The organism is Microbispora triticiradicis, from assembly GCF_005864065.1.
GTDB classification, from domain to species: Bacteria; Actinomycetota; Actinomycetes; order Streptosporangiales; family Streptosporangiaceae; genus Microbispora; species Microbispora triticiradicis.
Genome location: NZ_VANP01000007.1, coordinates 21,794 through 42,400, shown reverse-complemented (window position 1 = coordinate 42,400; position 20,607 = coordinate 21,794). Strand labels below are relative to the sequence as shown.

Here is a 20,607-nt window from a genome sequence, read left to right as displayed (position 1 = left end):
TCGGGTGTAGAGCGCGTACGGGGGGCATTAGGCCCTGATCCGGCGCACTCCGGGGGCGAGTCGTGCCTACGGGAAGACCGCACGGGAAGACCTCCACGCAGAGGACGGCGATGAGCGACCAACCGCCCGAGTGGGCGAGAAACATCGAGAAAGTGGCCGTCGAGGCGGCGCGGGAGTTCGGCGCCGCCGTCGAGCGGGCCGGCCGGGCTCTCGGCCGGGCGGTCGATCAGGCGGGGCGGACCGCCAGGGCGCAGGCGGCGATGGCGGCGGCCTACCAGGCCGACCTGGAAGCCCTGGAGAAGGTGCTGCGCGCCCTGCCTCCCGAGCAGGTCAGGGAGATCTCCGCGGCGGCGGCCGTGGTGGCGGCCACCGCCGACCAGGTCCTGGCCCAGACGCCGAAAGATCCCGACTGAAGATCATGCGCCGGTGTCGCGACGAAGCGGAGGGGCGAAGGAGGGCGCCGGGGTCCCGGCGTGCGGAAGTCAGGAGCGGGCGTCCGGAGAGAGTCGTTCGGTGAGCCATCCCGTCACGATGGCCTTCACCTGCGCGTCGACCGGCTCCCGCGCCTCACGGCGGTAGGCGCGCAGCGACGGCGGACCGGGCTGCCTGCGCAGGATGTGATCGAGGTCGGGGATCACGTGGGTCTCCACCGGTCCCGGGACCGACTCGGCGACCCGGGCCAGGTCGGCGGGGTCCACCTGGAGGTCCTTCTCCCCGGTGACGGCCAGGACCGGGGCGTGGATCCCGCCGAGGTCGGCGGCGGGGTCGTGATCGAGGAACTCCCGGGTCCAGCGCGCGTTGATCCGCACCCCGCCGATCCGGGCGACGTCCGTGGTCGTACGGCGGATCCGCTCGTGGTTCTTCAGCACCTTCGTGACCAGATCGGTGCGGGTCAGCCGCAGCAGCCACCGGACGGCCGCCGGCATCGAGGGCGCCAGGCGCTCCGCCTGCCACCGCAGTGTCTCCGCACCCGGCTTCGCGGACGGGGACAGCAACACCACCGCCGCCACGACCGACCGGGCCCCGGGCCCGTCCCCGGATCCGCTGCCGGGCTCGCGGGGCGGCTCGACGGTCGCGGCCAGGTTCGCCGCGATCAGGGCGCCCTCGCTGTGCCCGGCCACCGCGACCCGGGAAGGATCGATCTCAGGGCGTGAACGCAGCGCGGCGAGCGCCGCGGCGGCGTCGGTCATGCCCTCCAGGAAACCGGTCGCGAGGAACTCGCCCGTGCTGGCGCCGACTCCCCGCTTGTCGTAGCGGTACGTCGCGATCCCGGCGGCGACCAGCGCCTCGGCCAGTTCGCGGGTCACCTTCAGCGGAAGCCGCCGGTGGTCGGAGTCGCGGTCGACCGGGCCGGAGCCCGGCAGGAGCAGGGCGGCCGGGAAGGGGCCGTCCCCCTCGGGCAGCGTCAGCGTGCCCGCGAACCGGTGGCCCGCCGAGTCGAAGGTGAGATCGATGTCGTGCATGTCCTGACCGCGTCTTTCCGTGTCTCCGGTGCGGCTCTCGGAGGTCCTCACGCTTCGGACGGCGTGGGGGCCAGCACGGCGACCACGGCCCGGGGGTCGTCCACGCCGAGCAGCAGCGAGTCGTACCTCTGCCCCTCCAGGTGGATGCGCACCGCCGCCTGGCCGCCGCGCACGTCCACGAACTCCCTGGTGCCGGACCGGTGCCAGGTGCCGAGCTTACGCGCGCCCGGGATGGCGAGACCGGTGCGCAGCCCGCGGGGGGCCCGCAGCGGCACGCCCTCGACGACCTCGACGGACCGGACCGCCGAGCGGGGCACGCGGAGGTCGCCGCGCAACGCGCCGGCCTTCTCCGCTGCGCTCAGGCGGACGGTTACGGCGTCGGCGGTGATGGTCACGGTGCTCATAGGACGGCTCCTTCGTCGCTTCCGTCGTGTACGAGTCCATTGTTATCAACTATGAGAATGATGTCAACCATGAGAACATAGGGCCATGGCCACAGCGGAACTGCTCCTCCACCCCGTCCGGCTGCGCATCGTCCAGGCCCTTCTGGGCGACCGGACCCTGACGACGGGAGAGCTGCGAGCGGAACTGCCCGACGTGCCCACGGCCACGCTGTATCGGCAGGTCGCGGCGCTCGTGGAGGGCGAGATCATCGAGATCGCGGCGGAGCGCAAGGTCAGGGGCACGTTCGAGCGGTCCTACCGGCTGCGTGCGGCGAACGCGATCGTGACCGCGGAGGACGCGGCCGGGCTCGGCGCGGACGACCACCGGCAGGCGTTCATGACGTTCGTCGCGTCACTGCTCGCCGACTTCGACCGGTATCTCGACCACGGCGACTTCGATCTCGGCCGGGACGGGGTGGGCTACCGGCAGACGGCGATGTATCTGAGCGACGAGGAGTTCCGGGAGTTCCTCGGGGACCTGGCCGCGGTCCTGCGTCCCCGGCTGGCCAACCGGCCCGCCCCCGGGCGTGTCCGCAGGCTCCTCTCCACCGTCGTCATGCCCGCCCGGCCCCCCGCGTGATCGCGTACATGCACATTCCCTGTCACATCGATGGAAGAAGGCCTGGTCAGAGGGATGATGATGGTGGTGTCGAATTCGCCCGCGTCCGCGCGACGTGTAGGTGAAGCAGGGCGGACCGGCGATCGGCCCGCACAGAGAACGTCGCACAGTGAACGCAAGGAGACACCACGATGCGGTTCCTCATGACCACCAAGGGCACCTCCCCCGCTCCCGACGAGGCGATGCTGGCCGAGATGGGCGCCTTCATCGAGGAGATGACCAGGTCCGGCGTGCTGCTGGCCACGGGCGGGCTCGAGCCGGGCGGCGTGCGGATGACCTCCCGAGGGGGCGAGGTCACCGTGACCGACGGACCGTTCGCCGAGTCGAAGGAGGCCATCGTCAGCTTCGCGCTGGTCGAGGCCCGTTCCCGTGAGGAGGCGATCGAGCTGGCCCGCCGCTTCTGGAAGATCGTCGGTGACGGCGAGGGCGCCGTCCAGCAGGTGTTCGGCCCGGAGGACGCGCCCCGCTGACGCCGGGCCCGGGTTGCGCGGTGAGCGGCGCGGATGCTCTGATCGATCGGGTGACGTCCCGCGACGCCCCCCTGCGCGACCAAGGCGCTCTGATCGACGCGGTGTGGAAGCTCGAGTCCGCGAGGATCGTCGCCGGTCTCGTACGGATGGTCGGCGATGTCGGCCTGGCGGAGGAACTGGCGCAGGAGGCGGTCCTCGCCGCGCTGGAACAGTGGCCGGAGTCGGGCGCCCCGGACAACCCGGGCGCCTGGCTCATGGCCGTGGCGAAGCGACGTGCCGTCGACCACCTGCGCGGGGAGGACCGGCACGGCCGCGGGCAGGAGCGGCTCGCCCACGATCTCGCCACCCGTCCCGACGGCGATGCCCGCGAGATGGACGACGTGCTGGGCGCGGTCGACGGAGAGGTGGGCGACGACGTCCTCCGGCTCATGTTCGTCTCCTGCCATCCGGTGCTGCCGGCCGAGTCGCGGGTGGCGCTCACCCTGCGGCTCGTCGGCGGCCTGCGCACCGACGAGATCGCCCGCGCCTTCCTCGTCACCGAGGCCGCCGTGGCCCAGCGGATCGTCCGGGCCAAACGCGCGCTCGCCGACGCGGGGGTGCCCTTCGAGGTGCCGTCGGGGCCGGACCGGACGGCCCGGCTGGCGTCGGTGCTGGAGGTCGTCTACCTCGTGTTCAACGAGGGGTACTCGGCCACGGCCGGCGACGACCTGACGCGGCCGTCTCTATGCCTGGAGGCCCTGCGTCTCGGCCGCCTGCTGGCCGGGCTCGTGCCCAGCGAGGCCGAGGCGCACGGCCTGGTCGCGTTGATGGAACTCCAGCAGTCGCGCTCGGCCGCGCGCACCGGGCCGTCCGGGGAACCGGTCGTGCTGCACGAGCAGAACCGGGGACGCTGGGACCGGTTGCTCATCCGGCGCGGCTTCGCCGCGTTGCTGCGGGCGCGGCAGGCCGGCGGACCGCTCGGCCCGTACGTGCTGCAGGCGGCCATCGCGGCCTGCCACGCGGGAGCGGCCACGCCGGAGGAGACGGACTGGCCGCGGATCGCCGCCCTCTACGACGCGCTGGTCCAGGTGCTGCCCACACCGGTCGTCCAGCTCAACCGCGCGGTCGCGCTGGCCATGGCGCACGGGCCGGGCGCCGGTCTCGCGCTGGCCGACACGCTGACCGGCGAACCGGCCCTGGCGAGATACCACCTGCTGCCCGCCGTACGCGGCGACCTGCTGGCCCGGCTCGGCCGGCGCGACGAGGCCCGCGCGGAGTTCGAGCGCGCGGCGTCCCTCACCCGCAACGCCCCGGAACGCGAGGTTCTGCTCCGCCGCGCCGCGAACTGCGCCGGAAGCGCCATGCTCGCCGGGGACGCCATGCTCGCCGGGGACGCCGTGCTCGCCGGGGACTCCGGAGCCAGCGTGCTCGACGGGAGCGTCGGGGGTGCCGTGCTCGGCGGAGGCGCCGGGGGTGCCGTGCTCAGCGGAGGCGCCGTGCTCGCCGGGGACGCTGGGGACGCCGCAGCCGGCGTGCTCGGCGAGGGTGTCGGAGGCGTCGGGGGTGTCGGAGGCGTCGTGCTCGGTGCGGCCGTGCGGGCTTTCCTCGCCCGCCCCGGCCTGACGGCCGGCACCCTGCGGTCGTACGACCAGACGCTCTCACGGCTGTGCCTGCGCCTCGGCGCGGACCTTCCGCTGGCGGACGTGACCCCCCAGCGGGTGGCCGCGGTCTTCACGGCGGAGTGGGGCACGGCGGCGGGCGCGACCTGGAACCGGCACCGCGCCGCGCTGCGGTCGTTCGCGGCCTGGGCCGCCGGGCAGGGACGGACGTCCGCCGACCCCGCCGCCGATCAGGCCACTGGTCGGGCCGCTGACGGTGCCGCTGGTCGGGCCGCCGATGGGGCCGCTGACGGGGCCTCTGATGGTGCCGCTGACCTGGCCGCCGCGCTCGACCGGCGGCCCGAGCCCCGGGGGCGCGTCCGTCCCATCGCCCGGTCGCACCTTGAGGACCTGTGGGCGCGGCCGGACGTCGCACCGCGCGAGCGCGCCCTGTGGATGCTGCTCTACGAGAGCGCGACCCCGGCGGAATGGGCGCTCTCGCTCGACGTGCAGGACCTCGACCTGCCCGGCATGAGCGCCGTGGTGCGCGGCAGGCGGCATCGGATCCGCTGGGAGGCCGGAACGGCCGCGCTGCTGCCGCTGCTGGTGCGGGACCGCCGCCGCGGCCCGCTCTTCCTCACCGACCGGCGGCCGGGCCCGGGCCGCGCACCGGCGGCGGCCGACCTGTGCCCGCACACCGGCCGGAGCCGCCTGTCGTACGAGCGGGCGGAGCACCTGTTCAAGCGGGCCACCGGAGATCTCGACCCCGAGGGCGAGGGATACACGCTGCACCGCCTGCGGCACTCGCGCCTGGCCCACCTCGCGGAGGACGGCTGGACGGCGCCGATGCTGATGTCCCTGTCCGGTCACGCCGGCGCGCGCACCATGCGCGAGTTCGTCCGGGCCGGGCAGCCGGCGGTGGCGACCGCCGACCCGCCCTGCCTGCCGCCGGAGCGTCCGCGCGTGCCCGCCCGGCCCTCCGCGTGATCTCGCACGGTTCCGTCACGGCGTCCCCGCGCCCCGGCCCGCGCGGGGAGTAGCCGGGGCGGTGCGCTCGGCCGATACCGTTGCCAGGGTGTCGAGGAAAGCGTCATACCAGGCATACCAGGCATGTCTGAAGGACGTCCTGCTCTGGGCGGTCCTCGGGCTCCCGGTGATCTGGGCGGGCCTCACGCGGACCCTGGCCGACGCCTACACCTGGCCCGAGGTGTCCGCCGGACTCGCGGCGATCGGCGTGGCCGTCGCGCTCGCCCGGTCCAGGCCGCTGACAGCGATGCTCGTCACCGCCGCGTTGTGGGCCCTCTCGGTCGCCGTCAGAGGGGACCCCACCGTCTTCTTCCTGGCCCTGACGGTGATGAGCTGTCTGGCGGGGACGCGGATGCCCCGGGCCCGGCCCGCCCTGACCGGGCTGACGGCCGCGGCGGTGGCCGCAGCCGTGGTGGTGCCGCTCGTCCGCTGGGACCCCGCTTCGGAGGACTTCCTCCCCTGGGACCTCGGCGCGTGGTTCTTCGCCGTCACCGGAATCGGGCTGTTCGGCCTCGTGCCCTGGCTGGCGGGCCACGCGCGATACCAGGGCCGGGCCCTGGCCCGCGCGGGCTGGGAACGCGCGGAGCGACTGGAACGGGAGCGGCGGATGCTCGCCGAGCAGGCCAGGATGCGGGAGCGGGCGGCCATCGCACGAGAGATGCACGACCTGCTCGGCCATGACCTGAGCCTCGTGGCGCTGCGGATCGGCGCCCTCGAGGTCGCCCCCGGTCTGTCCGGAGACCACCGCGAGGCGGCCGGCGAGGCCCGCAGGGCGGTCACCGGCGCCGCCGAGCGGCTACGTGACATCGTCGCCGTGCTCGGGGACGGCGACGCGGGCCGCGTGGACGACGACCCGACCGGCGAAAGCATAGGCGAACTGGTCCGGCGCGCCGCGGCCGCCGGAATGTCCGTCATGGTGCACGGCACGCCGGAGGAGCGCATTCCCACGCCCGCACGCACCGTCGTACGACAGGTGGTGCGGGAGGGGCTGACCAACGCCGCGAAGCACTCCCCCGGGGCCGAGGTACGGGTGCGGCTCGCGGCCGGGCCGGACGAGACCGAGGTGACCGTCGCCGCCTCGGCACCGGACCGCCCCGGCCGAGGCGTGGCGGGCGGATACGGGCTGCGGGAACTGGCCGAGCGGGTGCGGCTCCACGGCGGCGTCCTGCACGCCGGACCCTCGGGCCCGGGCGAGGGCTTCACGCTCGCCGCGCGGCTGCCGAACGTCACCGCCCCGGCGACGGACCTCCCCGGCCCCCGGCCGGTCGCGCTCGATCTGGCGCTGGCCCGGCGGCGGGCACGCCGTACGCGCCTGGCCGCGGTGCTGGTGACCGCTGTGGCGGTGGCCGGTGTGTCCGCGTTCGTGCTGGGCTTCATGGTCTACGACGCGACGACCTCGGTGCTGCCGCCGGCCGAGTTCGCCGGACTGCGAGTTGGGCAGGCCGAGTCGGAGGTCGCGGCGGTGCTGCCGGCCAGGACCAGGATCGACGATCCGTCGTGGCCCGAGCCGCCGATCCCTCCCGGTTCCCGGTGCCGTTACTACGGCGTCCACCCCGACCCGTTCGGCGAACCGCGGCTCTACCGGCTGTGCTTCGCGGAGGGCCGCCTGGTCGGCAAGGACTTCCTGCCGCGGTGACCGTGCCCGGAACCAGCCGTGCCCGGAACCCGGGGCGGCTCCCTACCATCGAAGGGTGCGCGCGATCCGGGTGGTTCTGGCCGACGACGAGCCGTTGATCCGCGCGGGGGTCCGGGCGATCCTCGCGTCGGACTCCGGCATCGACGTGGTCGCCGAGGCCGTCGACGGGCGCGCTCTGGTGGAGGCCGTACGGGCGCACCGGCCCGAGGTCGCCCTCGTCGACATCCGCATGCCGGGCCTGGACGGGCTCGCCGCCGCGTCGGAGGTGAGCCGGATCGCCCCCGGCACCGCCGTACTGATCATGACGTCCTTCGGCTCGGACGAATACGTGGCCCGGGCGCTCGGCGACGGTGCGGCGGGGTTCCTGCTCAAGACAGGTGATCCCCGGGAGTTCTCCCTGGGGGTGCGCGCGGTGGCGGAGGGCGGGGCGTACCTGTCGCCGCCCGTGGCCGCGCGGGTCATCCGGGAGTTCGCCGGCGATCGGCTGTCACGCTCGGCCGCGGCCCGCGAACGGATCGCCGTGCTGACGAACCGGGAGAGGGAGCTGCTCGCCCTGGTGGGCGAGGGCATGTCCAACGCGGGCATCGCCGCGCGACTGCACCTCGCCGAGGGCAGCGTGAAGACCTACATGAGCACGATCATGGCCAAGCTGGGCGTGCCCAACCGGGTGCGGGCGGCGATCATCGCGCACGAGGCGGGGCTTTCCGGCGCGGGATAGCGGGCCCGGCTTCCGAGCCGCGCTCGTCGCGGGTGACGCGGAGCCGGCCGGCGCGGGTGGTCAGCACCGGCGCGAGAACCGGCCGCCGCCGCAGGGTGGCCACCAGCGCGATCGCCGGGCCCCGCAGGACCAGCAGGACCAGCGGCGCGGTCACCGCGCCGAGCAGCGCCCCCGCCACCACGTCGTGGGGGTAGTGGACTCCCACGAAGACCCTGGAGAAGGCCTCGGCGACCGCGAGCAGCCCGGCCGCCGGCGCCGCCCCGCGCCACAGGGCGGCCAGCGCGACGGCCCCGGCGGCGGCGAAGGTCGCGTGGTTGCTCGGCAGCGACCAGTCGCCGTGCGGAGGACAGGGCGCCACCGTGACGGCCCCGGCCAGGTCCCAGCAGGGGCGGCGCAGCCGCAGCAGGCTCTTGATCCCCTCGCTGGCGAGATACGGCACCAGGACGGCGACCGGGGCGAGCAGCGCCAGCGCCATCCGCCGGTCGTCCTCCCGACGGGCCCGCCACCAGGCCGCCGCGAGGAACACGACGACGAGCGCGGGAACCACGTCTGTGGCCAATTCCATCGAGTGCCGCACCCAGGCGGGAGTGCCCGCGGCGAACGCGACGACCTCCCGGTACCACTCGGCGCTGATGTCCGGCACGTCCTCGATCTCGCCGCCCACCGTCTTCCCTCCGTCGTGCCCGTACGCCGGTCCGTCCGGCCCTTCGACGCTAGGGACGGCCGTGACGGCGGGCACTGGCGGAAAGTCGCCGGTCACCCTCCACTTTCGTCAATGTCCCGCCACCGCCGGGCGCGGCGGACGGCGGGAGGCCGTGAGCCCCCCGCCGCGTCCCGCTCAGCCGGTGATCAGGGGTAGCTGACCACGTTGACCGGTACGGTGGCCGTGCCCTGGGCCGCGCCGCCCGTGTTATTGATCACGTGGGCGATCGTCCCGACGCCGCCCAGCGAGACGGTGAGCAGGTCGTGGAACTTCACGGTGGACCGGGTCGGGGCCTCGAAGCCGCGCTCGGCCACGACCGAGGGATCGGTGCTGAAGTTGCAGTAGCTGCCCATTCCCCAGGCCTCGTGGGTGGTCACCGAGTCGGCCACCTTGTAGGCGGCGTAGCCACGGGTCGAACCGTTCATCCAGGACGCCTGGTTCGGCGGGTCGTACGGCAGTTCGTTCTGGAAGAAGATGGTCCGGCCGCCCTGGCCGTTCCAGATCACCTCGTACTTCTTGTAGTGCTCGACGAACAGGCCGTACGCCGTGACGTTGTCGCCGTTGACGATCAGCCCGGTGTCGGCCGGGTTGGTGTTCCAGCCGACGCCCGCGCCGTGGTCGGCCCGCCACGCCCAGATGTGGTCGATGATCGTGTTGTCGCTGTTCACGACGAGGCTGGTCGTGGCCGAGCCGGGGCCCGCCCCGCCGATGCGGAAGAACACGTCCTGGATCGAGATGGGGTTGCCCGCGTGGCTCGCCGTGGCGCCGTCGGGCCCGACCCGCAGCAGCACCGGCGAGTTGACCGTGCCGGCGTCGAACAGCAGCCCGGCGAGCTTCACGCCGTCGACGTCCGCGACGTTCATCGCGACGACGCCGCCATCGGGGATCAGGGTCGCGTAGCCGAGCCCGAGCACCACCGTGTCCGGCCGGGTCACGTTGAGCGTCTGGCTGAGGTGGTAGACGCCGGGCGTGAACAGCAGGTTGAGGCCCTGGGCCAGCGCCTGGTTGAGCGTGGCCGCGCCGTCGGACGGCTTGGCGACGTAGAACTGCGTGAGCGGGATCGACGTGCCGGGGGTCGCGCCGTTCGCCCAGCTCGCGCCGCTGGAGTTGGTGCGCAGGGACGGGACGAAGACTCGGTAGGCGCCGCCCTGGTCGACGTACAGGTACGGCTTCTCGCGCGTGACGGGGCTCTGCGCCAGGGTGGTGTACGGCGGGTTCGGGAAGCTCTGCGCGGGAGCGCCGACGACGCCGGAGAACACCATGTTCCAGACCCCGTTGGTCCAGCCGCCGATGCTGCTGTCACGGGTGAACCACTGCTGCTGGGAGTACGGCCCGACCGTTCCGTCGATCTTGCTGTCGGCGATGTAGCCGCCGCTGGCCCAGCCGTACCCGTTGGGCGCGAGGTTCAGCCCGCCGCGGACGTGGATCCGCCGGAACGGCGCGGCCTGGGCCACCGCCCAGCGGTCGGTGCCGTTCACCGGCACGACGGCGAGGTTCTCGGCCGAGCGCCAGAAGTTCTGGGTGGCGTTGCCGTTGAACCAGCCCGCGTCGACGGTGATGTCCCCGTTGATCGTGACGTTGTCGGGCGACTGGCCGAGACCGGCGATGGAGGTGTAGAAGCCGATCTGGGCGTTGAGGCCGCTGTAGGTGCCGGGCTTGAACAGTAACGCGTACCGCTGGCCGCCGAACTGGTTCGACTCCTGCTGCCTGAAGATCGTGTCGAGCGTGCTCTGGATGCTCGCGGCGGACATCGACGGGTCGAAGACCCGCACGTTCGGCCCGAGGTCACCGCCCCCGGGAAGGGTGCCGCCGTCGGTGACGACGTTGACCCCGAACTCCCAGAGCGAGTAGCCGTACTGGGTGGCGCGGGTGAGGCCGTACATCCGCACGTAGCGGCCGGTGGCCGCGAGGTCGAGCGTCTGCGTGCCGGCCGCGCCGGTGACGGTCGCGGTGGCGTCCGTCCAGGTCGAGCCGTCGGCCGAGACCTGGATCTTGAACGTCTGGGCGCGGGCGGTCTCCCAGTTCAGGGCCACCCGGCAGATCTGCCGGGAGTCGCCGAGGTCGACCTGGATCCACTGGGGGTCGCTGAACGCGCTCGACCAGCGGGTGCCCGTGGCGCCGTCGAAGGCGGCCGAGGCCGGCGTGCCCGCGTTCTCCGTCGAGGAGGCCGAGGACGGCCGGCCCTGGGCCGCGTTCGCCGTGCCGCACACGGCCGCCGCGGCGCCGTAGGAGGCGGGGAGGACACCGGTCACCGCGGCGAACGTGGACAGCGCGGCGAGACCGGCGGTGACGAGACCGGCGCGCCGGCGCCGGGTACGCGGCCGAAGGCGGGAGGAGGGAGGCATGCGGTCTCCTTGGGGAGCCCCCGGCGGGGGACCTGGGGGATGGAGAGGTTCGGCGGCCTGAGCGTCCGTCCGCACGCTGCTTATGTCAAGACTTATTTCACAGTTAGAAATATCTGCCTTTGCTCCATCACCGGTCACCCTCCACAGGGAGTCAGCCGGCGGCGGTGATCCTGGCCACCTGGGGCGCGTTGAGGAACTCCTCCAGCACGAGCGTGGCGGCGCCCAGCGCGACGGCGTCGGGGCCGAGACGGCCCAGGACGATCGACGTCGCGGCGTACGGCTCGGCCAGCGAGTTGGCGGCCGTGGCGCGGCGGATGCCGGGCAGCAGGCGCTCGCCGAGGCGGGCGCCGACCCAGCCGCCGATCACGATCTTCTCGGGGTTGATCAGGTTGACCAGGTTGGCCAGGCCCACGCCGAGATAGGAGACGGTCTCCTGGATGACCGGGGACTCCGAGGCGAGCAGGCGGTCGAGGTCCTCCTCCCAGTCGCCCTGGGAGGCGACTCCCGCCCGGTCGAGGATCGCCTCGATCCCGACGTACGCCTCAAGGCACCCGCGCCCGCCGCAGCGGCAGGGCCGGCCGTCGGCCACGATCTTCGTGTGCCCCCACTCCCCCGCGCTGCTGCTCACCCCTCTGAAGGTGGTGCCGTCGGCCACGATCGTCGCGCCCACGCCCACCCCGAGCAGCACGATCACCGCTTCGGAGGCCCCCCGGCCGGAGCCGAACCACAGCTCGGCCTGGCCCAGCGTCTTGGCGCCGTTGTCCACGTACAGCGGGAGCGAGGTGCCGCGGCGCAGCAGCGCGCCCAGGGGTACGCCGTCCCAGCCGAAGGTCTTGGCGTGGATGACCCCGTCGGGACCGGGCTCCACGATGCCGGGGACGCCCACGCCGATTCCGAGCACCTGCTCGGGGGAGACGCCCGCGTCGGAGAGCACGACCTCGACTCCCGACAGGATGTGCCGGGCGACCAGTTCGGGGTCGTGCCTGGCCGGCCGCAGTACGTAGTCGACCTTGGCCCGCTCGGTCATCTCCAGGTCGAACAACCCGACCCTGACGTGCGTCTCGGCCATGTCGACGCCCACGGCGAAGCCGTACTCCGGGTTGACCCGCAGCAGGACCCGGGGACGGCCGCCGTCGGACTCCACCTGTCCCGCCTCGACCACGATGTTCTCGGCCAAGAGGCCGGCGGTCATCGTGCTGACCGTCGCGGCGCTCAGACCCGTACGCGCGGTGAGATCGTTGCGGCTGGTCGGCCCGGAGAAGTAGAGCGTGTGCAGCAGCACGGCCCGGTTGCCTCTGCGGATGTCCCGCACCGTCCTGCGCTCGGGCCTCGCCATGACCGACCTCCCCGTCGTCAGGGGTCATCTTAGTTCAGGAGCGAAAACAAGCGGCCGCGCCCTCTTACGCCCTTAACTGTCGCAGCCGCCGGTTGCCCCGCCGTTACGACGGCGTGTCTCCATCGCCTTCTTTCACGGCCTGAACGAAGACGACCGGAACGGCTCCCGGCGGCCCGCCGGGAGCCGCCGTGGAACCCTCCGGAGCCCGTCGCCGGGTCAGTCGAACTGCGGCTTGGTGGTGCGGCTGCGCTTCAGCTCGTAGAAGTACGGGAACCGCGCCATGTCGTAGGCGCCGTCGAAGACGCGCACGGCCTCCTCGCCGCGCGGGATGCGGGTCATCACCGGGCCGAAGAACGCCACGCCGTCGATGTGGATCGTGGGCGTGCCCACCTCGTCGCCGACCGGGTCCATGCCCTCGTGGTGGCTGCGCCGCAGGGCCTCGTCGTACTCGTCGGAGCCGGCGGCCTCGGCCAGCTCTGCGGGCAGCCCGAGCTCGGCGAGCGCCTCCTTGACGACGAGCTCGTAGTCGTCGTTGCCCTGGTTGTGGATGCGGGTGCCCAGCGCGGTGTAGAGGTCGCGCAGCACGCCCTCACCGTGCCGCTCGGCGGCGGCGATGCACACCCGCACGGGGCCCCACCCGCGGCCGAGCAGCTCGCGGTAGGTCTCGGGCAGCTCGTCCCTGCCCTCGTTCAGCACGGAGAGGCTCATCACCCGGAACCGCAGGTCGATGTCCCGGTGCTTCTCGACCTCGAGGATCCACCGTGACGTGATCCACGCGAAGGGGCAGATGGGGTCGAAGTAGAAATCCACCTTGGGACGGCTGTCGGTGCCTGCCTGGCCGGTTGCGCTCATGGACGGACTCCCCTGAAGAGGTTGACGGAGGATCGGGGGGCTTCGCGAGCGTATCCACAGGTGGGACGGACACGGACACGCGCCCCGACCCCTGAAACCTCCGGGCGTCCGCCCTCATTCCCGGCAGGCATTGCCGAGATCCCGCGGAGCCGGACCCGGCGGGTCCGGCGGGACGCCCGGGGGGCCGCCGGGAAATGTCGGCCGGGGTCTCTAGGGTGTCCTCATGGCTCACGACAGCGTGGCGACCAACCGCAAGGCGGCGGCGCTGCGGGCGCTCCATGTGCCCGGCGACCCCGTCGTACTGCCCAACGCCTGGGACGCCGCGTCGGCGCGGGCCGTCGTGGCGGCCGGGTTCCCCGCCGTCGCCACCGGCAGCGCGGCGGTCGCCGCGGCCCTGGGCTACGAGGACGGGCAGGACACCCCGGTCGACGAGATGCTCGCCGCCGTGGCCCGCATCACCCGCGTCGTGTCCGTCCCCGTCACCGCCGACGTCGAGCGCGGTTACGGCCTCGATCCGGCGCAGCTGGTCCGGCGGCTGGCCGCGGCGGGCGCCGTGGGCTGCAACCTGGAGGACTCCGACCCCGCGACCGGGTCCCTGATCGGCGTGGCCGAGCAGGCCCGGTTCCTGGCCGCCGTACGCGCGGCGGCTGCCGAGGCCGGTGCCGACCTGGTGATCAACGCTCGGGTCGACACCTTCCTCCACGGTTCCGGGTCGCCGGAGGAGAGGCTGGCCGAGGCGATCGACCGCGGCCGCCGTTACCTGGAGGCCGGCGCCGACTGCGTCTACCCGATCCTCGCGGGCGACCCCGAGGTGATCCGCGCGCTGGTGCGGGAGATCGGGGGGCCCGTCAACGTGCTCTTCCGGCCGGGCATGCCCGCCATCCGTGATCTCGCGGCCCTCGGCGTGGCCCGGATCAGCTTCGGGTCGGGCGTCCACAGCGCGGCCCAGGAGTTCGCGGCCCGCATGCTCGGCGCGATCGCGCGGGGCGACGACCCCTTCCCGTCCGGCTGATCCGGCTCATCTCACCCGGCGGTCCCGCTCACCCGGCGTACGACCAGCCCGACCAGCGGTCGATCTCGACGAGGATCGCGGGCCCGGCCGGAGGACGTTCGCGATACTGGGCGTACTTCGCGGCGAGCCACGCCGCCGCCTGGTCGCGTTCGGGTCCGTCCTCGACGACGCGGGCCCGCCCGTCGGCCCGCACCCACCACAGCCGCTCCCAGTCCTCCTCGTAGTGGTCGGCGAGGAGGCAGACGCGGGGCTCGTCACGGATGTCGCGCAGGCGCCGCAGGTCCGTGGTGCTCTTCGGCTTGTGGTCCACGGCCGTCACCACCAGGTCCCGGGAACCGGTCGCCTCGGGGTCGTGCCCGCCGTCGTACGCCGTGGCGAACGTCACCGGGACGAGGCGCGGCGCCCCCTCCGCCCCGGCGGTCGCGAGGCGGGCCACCCTTGCCACCGCGAACAACTCGCGGGCCCGGCTCTCGGGCATCCTCACCCGTCCAGGCTACGGCGTCGCTCCGCCGGCGCGGTTGATCGTCTCCAGGAGGCGGCTTATGGTGTGCGCCATGGAGGCATCTGAGTTACTCGAGCGGGCCCGCTCGCGCGCAACCGACCCCGAAGATCCCCTGGAAGTGCTGTCCGCCGCGATCGTGCTGTGCGGCGAACCGGGCGGCGAGGCCGACGCCCTGCTCGACCTCGCCGTACGCCGCGCCCGGGAGGCCGGCGCGTCCTGGACCGCCATCGGCGAGCGGCTGGGCTACGTCCGCCGGTCCGCGCGCAGGCGCTTCACCCCCGCCTTCGCCCACCGGCACCTGGTCAACCGCCGCAAGAAGCGCGAGGCCGCCTGCTCCTTCTGCCGGAGGCCGCCGGGGCCACGGGTCCACATGGTGCACGGCGAGGGCGGGCGCATCTGCGACAAGTGCGTGGCGCTGGCGGGCGACATCGTCGCCGGGCTGGCCCGCCGCCGCTGACGACGCCGCCCGGCGACCCCGCCTTACGCGCCGGTGCACGTACGCGTGACCACGCGAGCGCGGCCCGGCGGCCCCACCGCCGGGCTGTTCCGTCAGGTGACGGTGAGCCGCCGGGCGTAGCGCTCGTCCCGCCACCGTTCCTCGCCGAGCACCTCGGCCAGCGCGGTCGCGGCGTCGTACACGTCCACGTGGCGCAGGTACAGCGGCGCGAAGCCGAAGCGGACGAAGTCGGGTTCGCGGTAGTCGCCGATCACGCCCCGGTCCGCGAGCGCCCGCACCACCGGATAGCCGTGGGGATGGCGGTAGCTGACCTGGCTGCCCCGCCGCTCCGGGTCGCGGGGAGTGGCCAGGGCGAGCCCGAGCCCCGGGGCGACCAGATCGTCGAGCAGGTCGATGAACAGCGAGGTGAGGGCCAGGCTCTTGGCCCTCACCTCCGACAGGTCCACCCGCTCCCAGATGTCGAGCGACGCGTTCAGCGCGGCGTACGAGAGGATCGGCGGGCTGCCGGTGGCGAACCTGCGCACGCCGGGGGCGGGACGGTAGTGCGATTCGAAGTCGAACGGCGCGGCGTGGCCGTGCCAGCCCGACAGCGGGTTGCGGACATCGTCCTGGTGGCGCGGCGCGACGTACAGGTAGGCGGGCGCGCCCGGACCGCCGTTGAGGTACTTGTAGGTGCAGCCGACCGCGAAGTCCGCCTCGCCCACCCGCACCGGCATCGCCCCGGCGCTGTGGCACAGGTCCCAGACCATCAGCGCGCCGGCCGCCTGGACCTGTTGCGTCACCGCCGCCATGTCCCGGGCCGCGCCGGTCCGGTAGTCGACCTGCGAGAGCAGCACGAGCGCGACGCCGTCGTCGAGGGCGTCCGCGAGCGACCGGCCCCGCTCCCCGATGTCACGGATCTCGTACGAGCCGAGCGCCCGGGCGGCGCCCTCCACGACGTACCGGTCGGTGGGGAAGTTGTCGAGATCCGAGACGATCACGCGGCGCTCCGGGCGCAGCGGCAGGGCGGCCGTGACCACCTTGAAGATGTTCACCGAGGTGGAGTCGCCCGCCAGCACCTCGCCGGGCCCCGCGCCGATCAGGGGCGCGATCCGGTCGCCGGTGCTCTGCGGCATGTCCCACCAGCCGGCCGTGTTCCAGCTGGCCCCGAGATGCCTGCCCCACTCGGTCTCGACGGTGCGGGCCACCCGTTCCGGCGTGTGCCGGGGCAGCGCGCCGAGCGAGTTGCCCAGCAGGTAGACGACCCCGGGAGGAAGCGAGAACTCCTCCCGGAAACCTCTCAGCGGGTCCTTAGCGTCGAGATCCTGGCATTCGGCACGACTGACACCCATCGGCATCTCCTCCTTCTCCGCATTATGTCCCGAAATATCCGATCTTGTAGAGCATGTGATGACACAGCGTGGACAGCGGAGCCATACCGGAGAGGACCGTTCCACCGAATGCGGACGGCTATAAACCCCAGAGATCACCACAGCGGCACTATCAGCGCAAAGTAAGCACAAGACGCACCCAAGACTCTGTGCGATCGTGGACAAGACGGGGCAAGTTCTCTGGAGACGCCAATCCCCCGTTGGTGACAGAGGGTGATCAAACGTGACGGAATCCCCGGTGCATCATGAGTCCCCGATCTATCGACGCATCGCCGGCAGGCTGCGCGATCAGATCCTGTCCGGCGCGCTCGGTGATGGGGACCGGCTACCGGGCGAAAACGCGCTCATGAACGAGTACGGCATCGCACGGGCCACGGCGCGGCAGGCGCTCGCCGTGCTGATCAACGAAGGGCTCGCCGTGCCGAAACGAGGATCGGGCGTGTACGTGCGCCTGTTCCGTCCGATCCGCCGCCATGGGTCCCGGCGGCTCTCGCGCGAGCAGTGGGCCCAGGGCCTGGCCATCTGGGACTCCGACACCCGTGGCCGTTCGTACACGGTGGACGAGTTGCGGATCGTGCGCGAGACCGCGAGCGAGCAGGTCGCCCGCGTGCTCGGTGTCGAAGAGGTGTGGGTGCGCCGCCGCCGTTACTCGGTGGACGGCCGACCGGTGCAGCTCGCGGCGTCCTGTTTTCCCGCCGACCTCGTGGAGGGCACGGCGGTCGTCCTGCCCGACACCGGGCCCGGAGGGGTGTACGCCCGCCTGGGTGACCTCGGCCACGCCCCGGTCCACTTCAGTGAGGAGGTGCGGGCGCGAATGCCGCTGCCCGGGGAGACCGAACTGCTGAACCTCCCGGCCGGCACGCCGGTCATCTCCGTCACCCGCGTTGCCTTCGCGGAAGGAGGGGTGGCGGTGGAGGTCAACGAGATGACGCTCGACGCGGCGTCTTATGTACTCCAGTACGACTTCGACGCATAGGTCAAGCGGACAAGTCCGACGATAGGTTGACCTGTCCATCCCGATCATTGATTTCTCTAGAGAAGTCCCGCACCTTGAAGAAAGAGACGTCAAGAACACCGGGCCTACGGCGAGGGAAGGTGGACGGGTGTCCTTTGACCGACGCCTTGCCGAGATCGCTCGGGAGTTCCCGGAGTGGACGATCTGGCGGAGTGACGCCGGCCGGTGGTGGGCCACCCGGCACCGGCCGCTCACTTCGGCCCAGCGGGCGGCCGGATGCGCGATGACCGTCGACGCCGACGAACCCGACGGGTTGCGCGAGCAGTTGCGGGAGCAGGAGGAGTGCGACGCCGCCGCCGATCCATGAGCGCGGAAGCCCCCGACCCGATCGGGGGCGGGGGCTTCCGCTACCAAAGATCAGCGCGCGTTCCGCGGCTCACTTGCCGGCGACCGGCTCCTCGTCGGGGGCGGTGCGGCGGACACGGCCGAGGTCGACGTCGGTGTCCTCCGGCGACGCCGCGAGGTCGTGCCCCATCTCCGCGTGACCGGGTTCGGCGTGCCCGTGGTCGGCGTGGTCCTGCTGCTCGGCGCGTCCGGCGTCCACGACCAGGACGGCCTCCTCCTCGTCGCCCTCGGCCGCGTGGATCCCGGACCCGGACGCGGCGGGCGGCTCCGCACCGGTCGGCGCGGCGATCTCCCGGGGCTGCGACGTGAGGTCGCCCGCGCCGAGAGCCTGGGCCTGCTGCCCGGGCGGCAGCACGGTGGCCTCGTCCACCAGCGGGCCGGCCATCGACTCGCGGTGCATCAGGTCGCCGAGCACCGAGCCGATCTCGTTGAGCCGGCGGACGACCTCCGTGTGGGTGTCGGTCAGGTAGGCCACCCGGCGGCCGGTGTGCTCGTCCAGCGCGTTCACCCGCTGCTGCGCCGCCGCCAGCATGGCCTCGGCCTGCCCGCGCGCCTCGACCAGCAGCCGCTCCGACTCCGTCCGGGCGGCCGTGAGCTGGGCCTCCGACTCGGCGCGGGCGGAGCGCAGGGTCTCCTCGGCCTCGGCGCGGGCCGTGGTCAGCGTCTCGTCGGCGTCCGCGCCCGCCTGCGCCAGCAGCCGCTCCGACGTGGCGGTGGCGTCGGCGACCCGGCGCTCGGCCTCGTCCTGGGCGGCGGACCTGATCGCGTCGGCCTGCTCACGCGCGGACGTCACCAGCCGCTCGGCCTCCGCCGCCGCCCCGTCCCGCAGCCTCCTGGCCTCCGCCTCGGAGGCCTCCTTGTTGGCCGCCGCCTCCTCCTGCGCCAGCTTGAGGATCTGGCTCAGCCGCTCGCCCAGCTCGTCGGGGTTCTGCGGCGACTCGGTCATCTTGCGCCGCGCCTCGGCCAGTTCGAGGCGGCTCTGCTCGGCCTGGTCGATCGTACGCGCGAGCCGTTCCTCCAGGTCCCGGATCTGGTTGCGGGTCCGGACCATGTAGTCGTGGACCTGTCTGCGGCTGTATCCACGCATCACGACTTCGAACGAGTCGTCACTCATCAGGTCGGGAAAGTTGTCGGTCTGGTTCGTCATAAGAAGCCCTGGGGTCGGAGACAACGACGGTAACGCACGCCAGGACACGACTTTCCTGCTATCCGCCGCACATCGCAACCTGAACGCGGCAGCCGGACGGGGAAAAGCGCGGAGCGCCCCGTCGAGCCCGCCGGAGAGCCCATGCGATCATCGTGGCATGCCGTACATAGCCGAGCTGGACGACGACGCGACGCCGATCATCCATCCCGAGGCGTGGGTGGCCCCGGGGGCGGTGGTCGTCGGGAGGGTGCGGCTCGGACGCGGCGCGAACGTCTGGTACGGCTCGGTGCTGCGCGGCGACGACGAGCGGATCGACGTCGGCGACGAGGTCAACGTCCAGGACCTGTGCTGCCTGCACGCCGATCCCGGCGAGCCGGTGATCCTGGACGACCGGGTGAGCCTCGGCCATCGGGCGATGGTGCACGGCGCGCACGTGGAGGCGGGCGCGCTGGTGGGCATCGGCGCGGTCGTGCTCGGCGGAGCGGTCGTCGGGGCCGGGTCCCTCGTCGCGGCGGGGACCGTGGTGCCGCCCGGACGGCGGATCCCGGCCGGCGTGCTGGTCGCGGGCGTGCCGGGGCGGGTGGTCCGCGAGCTCACCGACGACGACCGCGCCTCCTTCGCGCGGACGCCGGACAACTACCTCGCCAAGGCCCGCCGTCACGCCGCGGCCTCGGTTCGGTCCCGATGAGCGTGCCGGCCAGCGCCAGGTGGTCCGAGAGCTCGGGGTCGGTCCTGACGACCTCGGCGCCGCCCGGGCGGTAGTCGGCCTCGCTGGCGAAGATGTAGTCGATCTTCCGGCCGCCGCGGGTCGTGGGGTCGCCGCCCCGGCGTACGGACCTGCAGGCCGGGGCGTCCGCCTCGGTGTAGCCGCCGTCGCCCAGGCCCATGCCGTACACGCCGGTGAGCTGGGGGTCGCCGGGCTCGCGGTTGAAGTCGCCGGTGAGGATCACCGGGGCGCCGCCGGCGTACCCCGCCACCAGCCCGGTGACCTGCCGCGGCGTCTCGGTGCCCGAGATGTGGGTCACGCAGCAGACCGAGCGGCGCGGGCCGACGTCACCCCTGGCGCACAGCAGGCCGCGCGGGTGGACCGTCTCGCCGGGGGTGGCCGGAGCGTGGTCGGCCCGCAGCAGCCGCCGCAGCGGCGGGCCCTGCGTGCCGTTCTTCAGCGCCAGCGCCACGCCGAAGGTCCTGCCGTCGGGCGGGGCCGTGTGCGGGGTGAGGTCGCGCCAGAGCGTCCGGCACCGGTCCTCGCGGCCCGGCCCGCCGCCCCTGGCGTAGCCGTACCAGACGAGGTGGTATCCGGGCAGCTCCCGACGCAGGAGACCGACCTGGGCGTAGCACATCTCGGTGAAGGAGGCGACGTCCACGTCTCTCGAACGGATCAGTGCGGAGACCTGTCCGGCCCAGGTCCGGCGGCGCCGCGGCGTCAGGTCGCGTACGCACGTGCCGGCCCGGTTGCCGGCCGCGCAGACGTTGTAGGTGAGGACGTTCACCCGGTAGGTGTCGGCGGGCGCCGGAAGACCGGCCACCACGATCCCGGCAATCGCCACTCCTGCCACAAACGCCCCCAT

21 protein-coding genes and 1 pseudogene are annotated in these 20,607 nt (G+C 73.1%); 12 read left to right on the top strand and 10 right to left on the bottom strand.

Features of this window, described 5'->3' with window-relative positions; genetic code table 11:
- Positions 1-110 precede the first annotated feature (110 nt).
- Positions 111-413, top strand: coding sequence for a hypothetical protein (locus FED44_RS19265; protein WP_111701192.1), 303 nt, complete (start codon positions 111-113; stop codon positions 411-413).
- A 69-nt stretch (positions 414-482) separates the two neighbouring features.
- On the opposite strand, the gene FED44_RS19260 is transcribed toward FED44_RS19265, so the two are convergent.
- Positions 483-1,463, bottom strand: a complete 981-nt coding sequence (locus FED44_RS19260; RefSeq protein WP_138461527.1) for an alpha/beta hydrolase family protein — start codon at positions 1,461-1,463, stop codon at positions 483-485.
- A 47-nt stretch (positions 1,464-1,510) separates the two neighbouring features.
- The gene (locus tag FED44_RS19255; RefSeq protein ID WP_138461526.1) at positions 1,511-1,867 is read right to left on the bottom strand and encodes a hypothetical protein; all 357 of its coding nucleotides are present in this window, start codon (positions 1,865-1,867) and stop codon (positions 1,511-1,513) included.
- An 85-nt stretch (positions 1,868-1,952) separates the two neighbouring features.
- Here FED44_RS19255 and FED44_RS19250 point away from each other — a divergent pair, with 85 nt between their 5' ends.
- From FED44_RS19250 to FED44_RS19220, 6 genes and pseudogenes are all read left to right on the top strand, one after another.
- On the top strand, positions 1,953-2,486 hold the full coding sequence (locus tag FED44_RS19250; RefSeq protein ID WP_138461525.1) for a helix-turn-helix domain-containing protein: 534 nt from the start codon (positions 1,953-1,955) through the stop codon (positions 2,484-2,486).
- 170 nt (positions 2,487-2,656) lie between these two features.
- The gene (locus FED44_RS19245) at positions 2,657-2,995 is read left to right on the top strand and encodes a YciI family protein (RefSeq protein WP_111701188.1); all 339 of its coding nucleotides are present in this window, start codon (positions 2,657-2,659) and stop codon (positions 2,993-2,995) included.
- 146 nt (positions 2,996-3,141) lie between these two features.
- A pseudogene (locus tag FED44_RS38495) lies at positions 3,142-4,323 on the top strand (RNA polymerase sigma factor); the annotation flags it as partial.
- Between the two features lie 12 nt (positions 4,324-4,335).
- A complete protein-coding gene (locus FED44_RS38490; protein ID WP_416360972.1) occupies positions 4,336-5,559 on the top strand; it encodes a tyrosine-type recombinase/integrase in 1,224 nt (407 codons plus the stop codon).
- 88 nt (positions 5,560-5,647) lie between these two features.
- Complete coding sequence (locus FED44_RS19225) at positions 5,648-7,234, top strand: sensor histidine kinase (RefSeq protein WP_208759067.1); 1,587 nt, start codon at positions 5,648-5,650, stop codon at positions 7,232-7,234.
- Positions 7,235-7,289: 55 nt separating this feature from the next.
- The gene (locus tag FED44_RS19220; protein WP_279633889.1) at positions 7,290-7,952 is read left to right on the top strand and encodes a response regulator transcription factor; all 663 of its coding nucleotides are present in this window, start codon (positions 7,290-7,292) and stop codon (positions 7,950-7,952) included.
- On the opposite strand, the gene FED44_RS19215 is transcribed toward FED44_RS19220, so the two are convergent.
- From FED44_RS19215 to FED44_RS19200, 4 genes are all read right to left on the bottom strand, one after another.
- Positions 7,915-8,691 (bottom strand): phosphatase PAP2 family protein, encoded by a 777-nt coding sequence (locus FED44_RS19215; RefSeq protein WP_138461523.1) that lies wholly within the window; start codon positions 8,689-8,691, stop codon positions 7,915-7,917. The genes FED44_RS19220 and FED44_RS19215 overlap by 38 nt on opposite strands.
- A 110-nt stretch (positions 8,692-8,801) precedes the next feature.
- On the bottom strand, positions 8,802-11,000 hold the full coding sequence (locus FED44_RS19210) for a discoidin domain-containing protein (protein WP_138461522.1): 2,199 nt from the start codon (positions 10,998-11,000) through the stop codon (positions 8,802-8,804).
- A 151-nt stretch (positions 11,001-11,151) separates the two neighbouring features.
- Positions 11,152-12,336: an ROK family protein gene (locus FED44_RS19205; protein WP_138461521.1), complete on the bottom strand. Its 1,185-nt coding sequence runs from the start codon at positions 12,334-12,336 to the stop codon at positions 11,152-11,154.
- A 216-nt stretch (positions 12,337-12,552) separates the two neighbouring features.
- The gene (locus FED44_RS19200; protein ID WP_111701184.1) at positions 12,553-13,188 is read right to left on the bottom strand and encodes a mycothiol-dependent nitroreductase Rv2466c family protein; all 636 of its coding nucleotides are present in this window, start codon (positions 13,186-13,188) and stop codon (positions 12,553-12,555) included.
- Positions 13,189-13,411: 223 nt separating this feature from the next.
- Here FED44_RS19200 and FED44_RS19195 point away from each other — a divergent pair, with 223 nt between their 5' ends.
- Positions 13,412-14,200, top strand: a complete 789-nt coding sequence (locus FED44_RS19195) for an isocitrate lyase/PEP mutase family protein (RefSeq protein ID WP_138461519.1) — start codon at positions 13,412-13,414, stop codon at positions 14,198-14,200.
- 28 nt (positions 14,201-14,228) lie between these two features.
- On the opposite strand, the gene FED44_RS19190 is transcribed toward FED44_RS19195, so the two are convergent.
- Positions 14,229-14,678: a TIGR03668 family PPOX class F420-dependent oxidoreductase gene (locus FED44_RS19190; protein WP_111701182.1), complete on the bottom strand. Its 450-nt coding sequence runs from the start codon at positions 14,676-14,678 to the stop codon at positions 14,229-14,231.
- 76 nt (positions 14,679-14,754) lie between these two features.
- Between FED44_RS19190 and FED44_RS19185 the strand changes: the two genes are divergently transcribed.
- The gene (locus tag FED44_RS19185; RefSeq protein ID WP_165900714.1) at positions 14,755-15,159 is read left to right on the top strand and encodes a ClpX C4-type zinc finger protein; all 405 of its coding nucleotides are present in this window, start codon (positions 14,755-14,757) and stop codon (positions 15,157-15,159) included.
- A 92-nt stretch (positions 15,160-15,251) separates the two neighbouring features.
- Here the strand turns inward: FED44_RS19185 and kynU are convergent, their stop codons facing one another.
- The gene (gene kynU / locus FED44_RS19180; protein ID WP_138461518.1) at positions 15,252-16,496 is read right to left on the bottom strand and encodes a kynureninase; all 1,245 of its coding nucleotides are present in this window, start codon (positions 16,494-16,496) and stop codon (positions 15,252-15,254) included.
- Between the two features lie 256 nt (positions 16,497-16,752).
- On the opposite strand from kynU, the gene FED44_RS19175 reads away from it, so the two are divergent.
- Both FED44_RS19175 and FED44_RS19170 read left to right on the top strand, forming a co-directional pair.
- A complete protein-coding gene (locus tag FED44_RS19175; RefSeq protein ID WP_111701179.1) occupies positions 16,753-17,505 on the top strand; it encodes a GntR family transcriptional regulator in 753 nt (250 codons plus the stop codon).
- 127 nt (positions 17,506-17,632) lie between these two features.
- Complete coding sequence (locus FED44_RS19170) at positions 17,633-17,851, top strand: hypothetical protein (protein WP_111701178.1); 219 nt, start codon at positions 17,633-17,635, stop codon at positions 17,849-17,851.
- Positions 17,852-17,920: 69 nt separating this feature from the next.
- On the opposite strand, the gene FED44_RS19165 is transcribed toward FED44_RS19170, so the two are convergent.
- Positions 17,921-19,036: a hypothetical protein gene (locus tag FED44_RS19165; RefSeq protein WP_133306020.1), complete on the bottom strand. Its 1,116-nt coding sequence runs from the start codon at positions 19,034-19,036 to the stop codon at positions 17,921-17,923.
- Positions 19,037-19,193: 157 nt separating this feature from the next.
- Between FED44_RS19165 and FED44_RS19160 the strand changes: the two genes are divergently transcribed.
- Entirely contained in the window at positions 19,194-19,724 is a 531-nt protein-coding gene (locus FED44_RS19160) for a gamma carbonic anhydrase family protein (RefSeq protein WP_111701177.1), read from the top strand.
- Here FED44_RS19160 and FED44_RS19155 read toward each other — a convergent pair.
- On the bottom strand, positions 19,630-20,607 hold the full coding sequence (locus FED44_RS19155; protein WP_167521521.1) for an endonuclease/exonuclease/phosphatase family protein: 978 nt from the start codon (positions 20,605-20,607) through the stop codon (positions 19,630-19,632). The two genes, FED44_RS19160 and FED44_RS19155, sit on opposite strands and share 95 nt — an antisense overlap.

Excerpts from the sequence above, each read along its gene's own strand:
- FED44_RS19210 (WP_138461522.1), bottom strand. The coding sequence starts at position 11,000 with ATGCCTCCCTCCTCCCGCCTTCGGCCGCGTACCCGGCGCCGGCGCGCC.
- FED44_RS38490 (WP_416360972.1), top strand. The coding sequence starts at position 4,336 with ATGCTCGCCGGGGACGCCATGCTCGCCGGGGACGCCGTGCTCGCCGGG.
- FED44_RS19190 (WP_111701182.1), bottom strand. The coding sequence starts at position 14,678 with ATGCCCGAGAGCCGGGCCCGCGAGTTGTTCGCGGTGGCAAGGGTGGCC.
- FED44_RS19250 (WP_138461525.1), top strand. The coding sequence starts at position 1,953 with ATGGCCACAGCGGAACTGCTCCTCCACCCCGTCCGGCTGCGCATCGTC.
- FED44_RS19195 (WP_138461519.1), top strand. The coding sequence starts at position 13,412 with ATGGCTCACGACAGCGTGGCGACCAACCGCAAGGCGGCGGCGCTGCGG.
- FED44_RS19185 (WP_165900714.1), top strand. The coding sequence starts at position 14,755 with ATGGAGGCATCTGAGTTACTCGAGCGGGCCCGCTCGCGCGCAACCGAC.
- FED44_RS19155 (WP_167521521.1), bottom strand. The coding sequence starts at position 20,607 with ATGGGGGCGTTTGTGGCAGGAGTGGCGATTGCCGGGATCGTGGTGGCC.
- FED44_RS19265 (WP_111701192.1), top strand. The coding sequence starts at position 111 with ATGAGCGACCAACCGCCCGAGTGGGCGAGAAACATCGAGAAAGTGGCC.
- FED44_RS19255 (WP_138461526.1), bottom strand. The coding sequence starts at position 1,867 with ATGAGCACCGTGACCATCACCGCCGACGCCGTAACCGTCCGCCTGAGC.
- FED44_RS19200 (WP_111701184.1), bottom strand. The coding sequence starts at position 13,188 with ATGAGCGCAACCGGCCAGGCAGGCACCGACAGCCGTCCCAAGGTGGAT.
- kynU (WP_138461518.1), bottom strand. The coding sequence starts at position 16,496 with ATGCCGATGGGTGTCAGTCGTGCCGAATGCCAGGATCTCGACGCTAAG.
- FED44_RS19260 (WP_138461527.1), bottom strand. The coding sequence starts at position 1,463 with ATGCACGACATCGATCTCACCTTCGACTCGGCGGGCCACCGGTTCGCG.
- FED44_RS19165 (WP_133306020.1), bottom strand. The coding sequence starts at position 19,036 with ATGACGAACCAGACCGACAACTTTCCCGACCTGATGAGTGACGACTCG.
- FED44_RS19160 (WP_111701177.1), top strand. The coding sequence starts at position 19,194 with ATGCCGTACATAGCCGAGCTGGACGACGACGCGACGCCGATCATCCAT.
- FED44_RS19245 (WP_111701188.1), top strand. The coding sequence starts at position 2,657 with ATGCGGTTCCTCATGACCACCAAGGGCACCTCCCCCGCTCCCGACGAG.
- FED44_RS19205 (WP_138461521.1), bottom strand. The coding sequence starts at position 12,336 with ATGGCGAGGCCCGAGCGCAGGACGGTGCGGGACATCCGCAGAGGCAAC.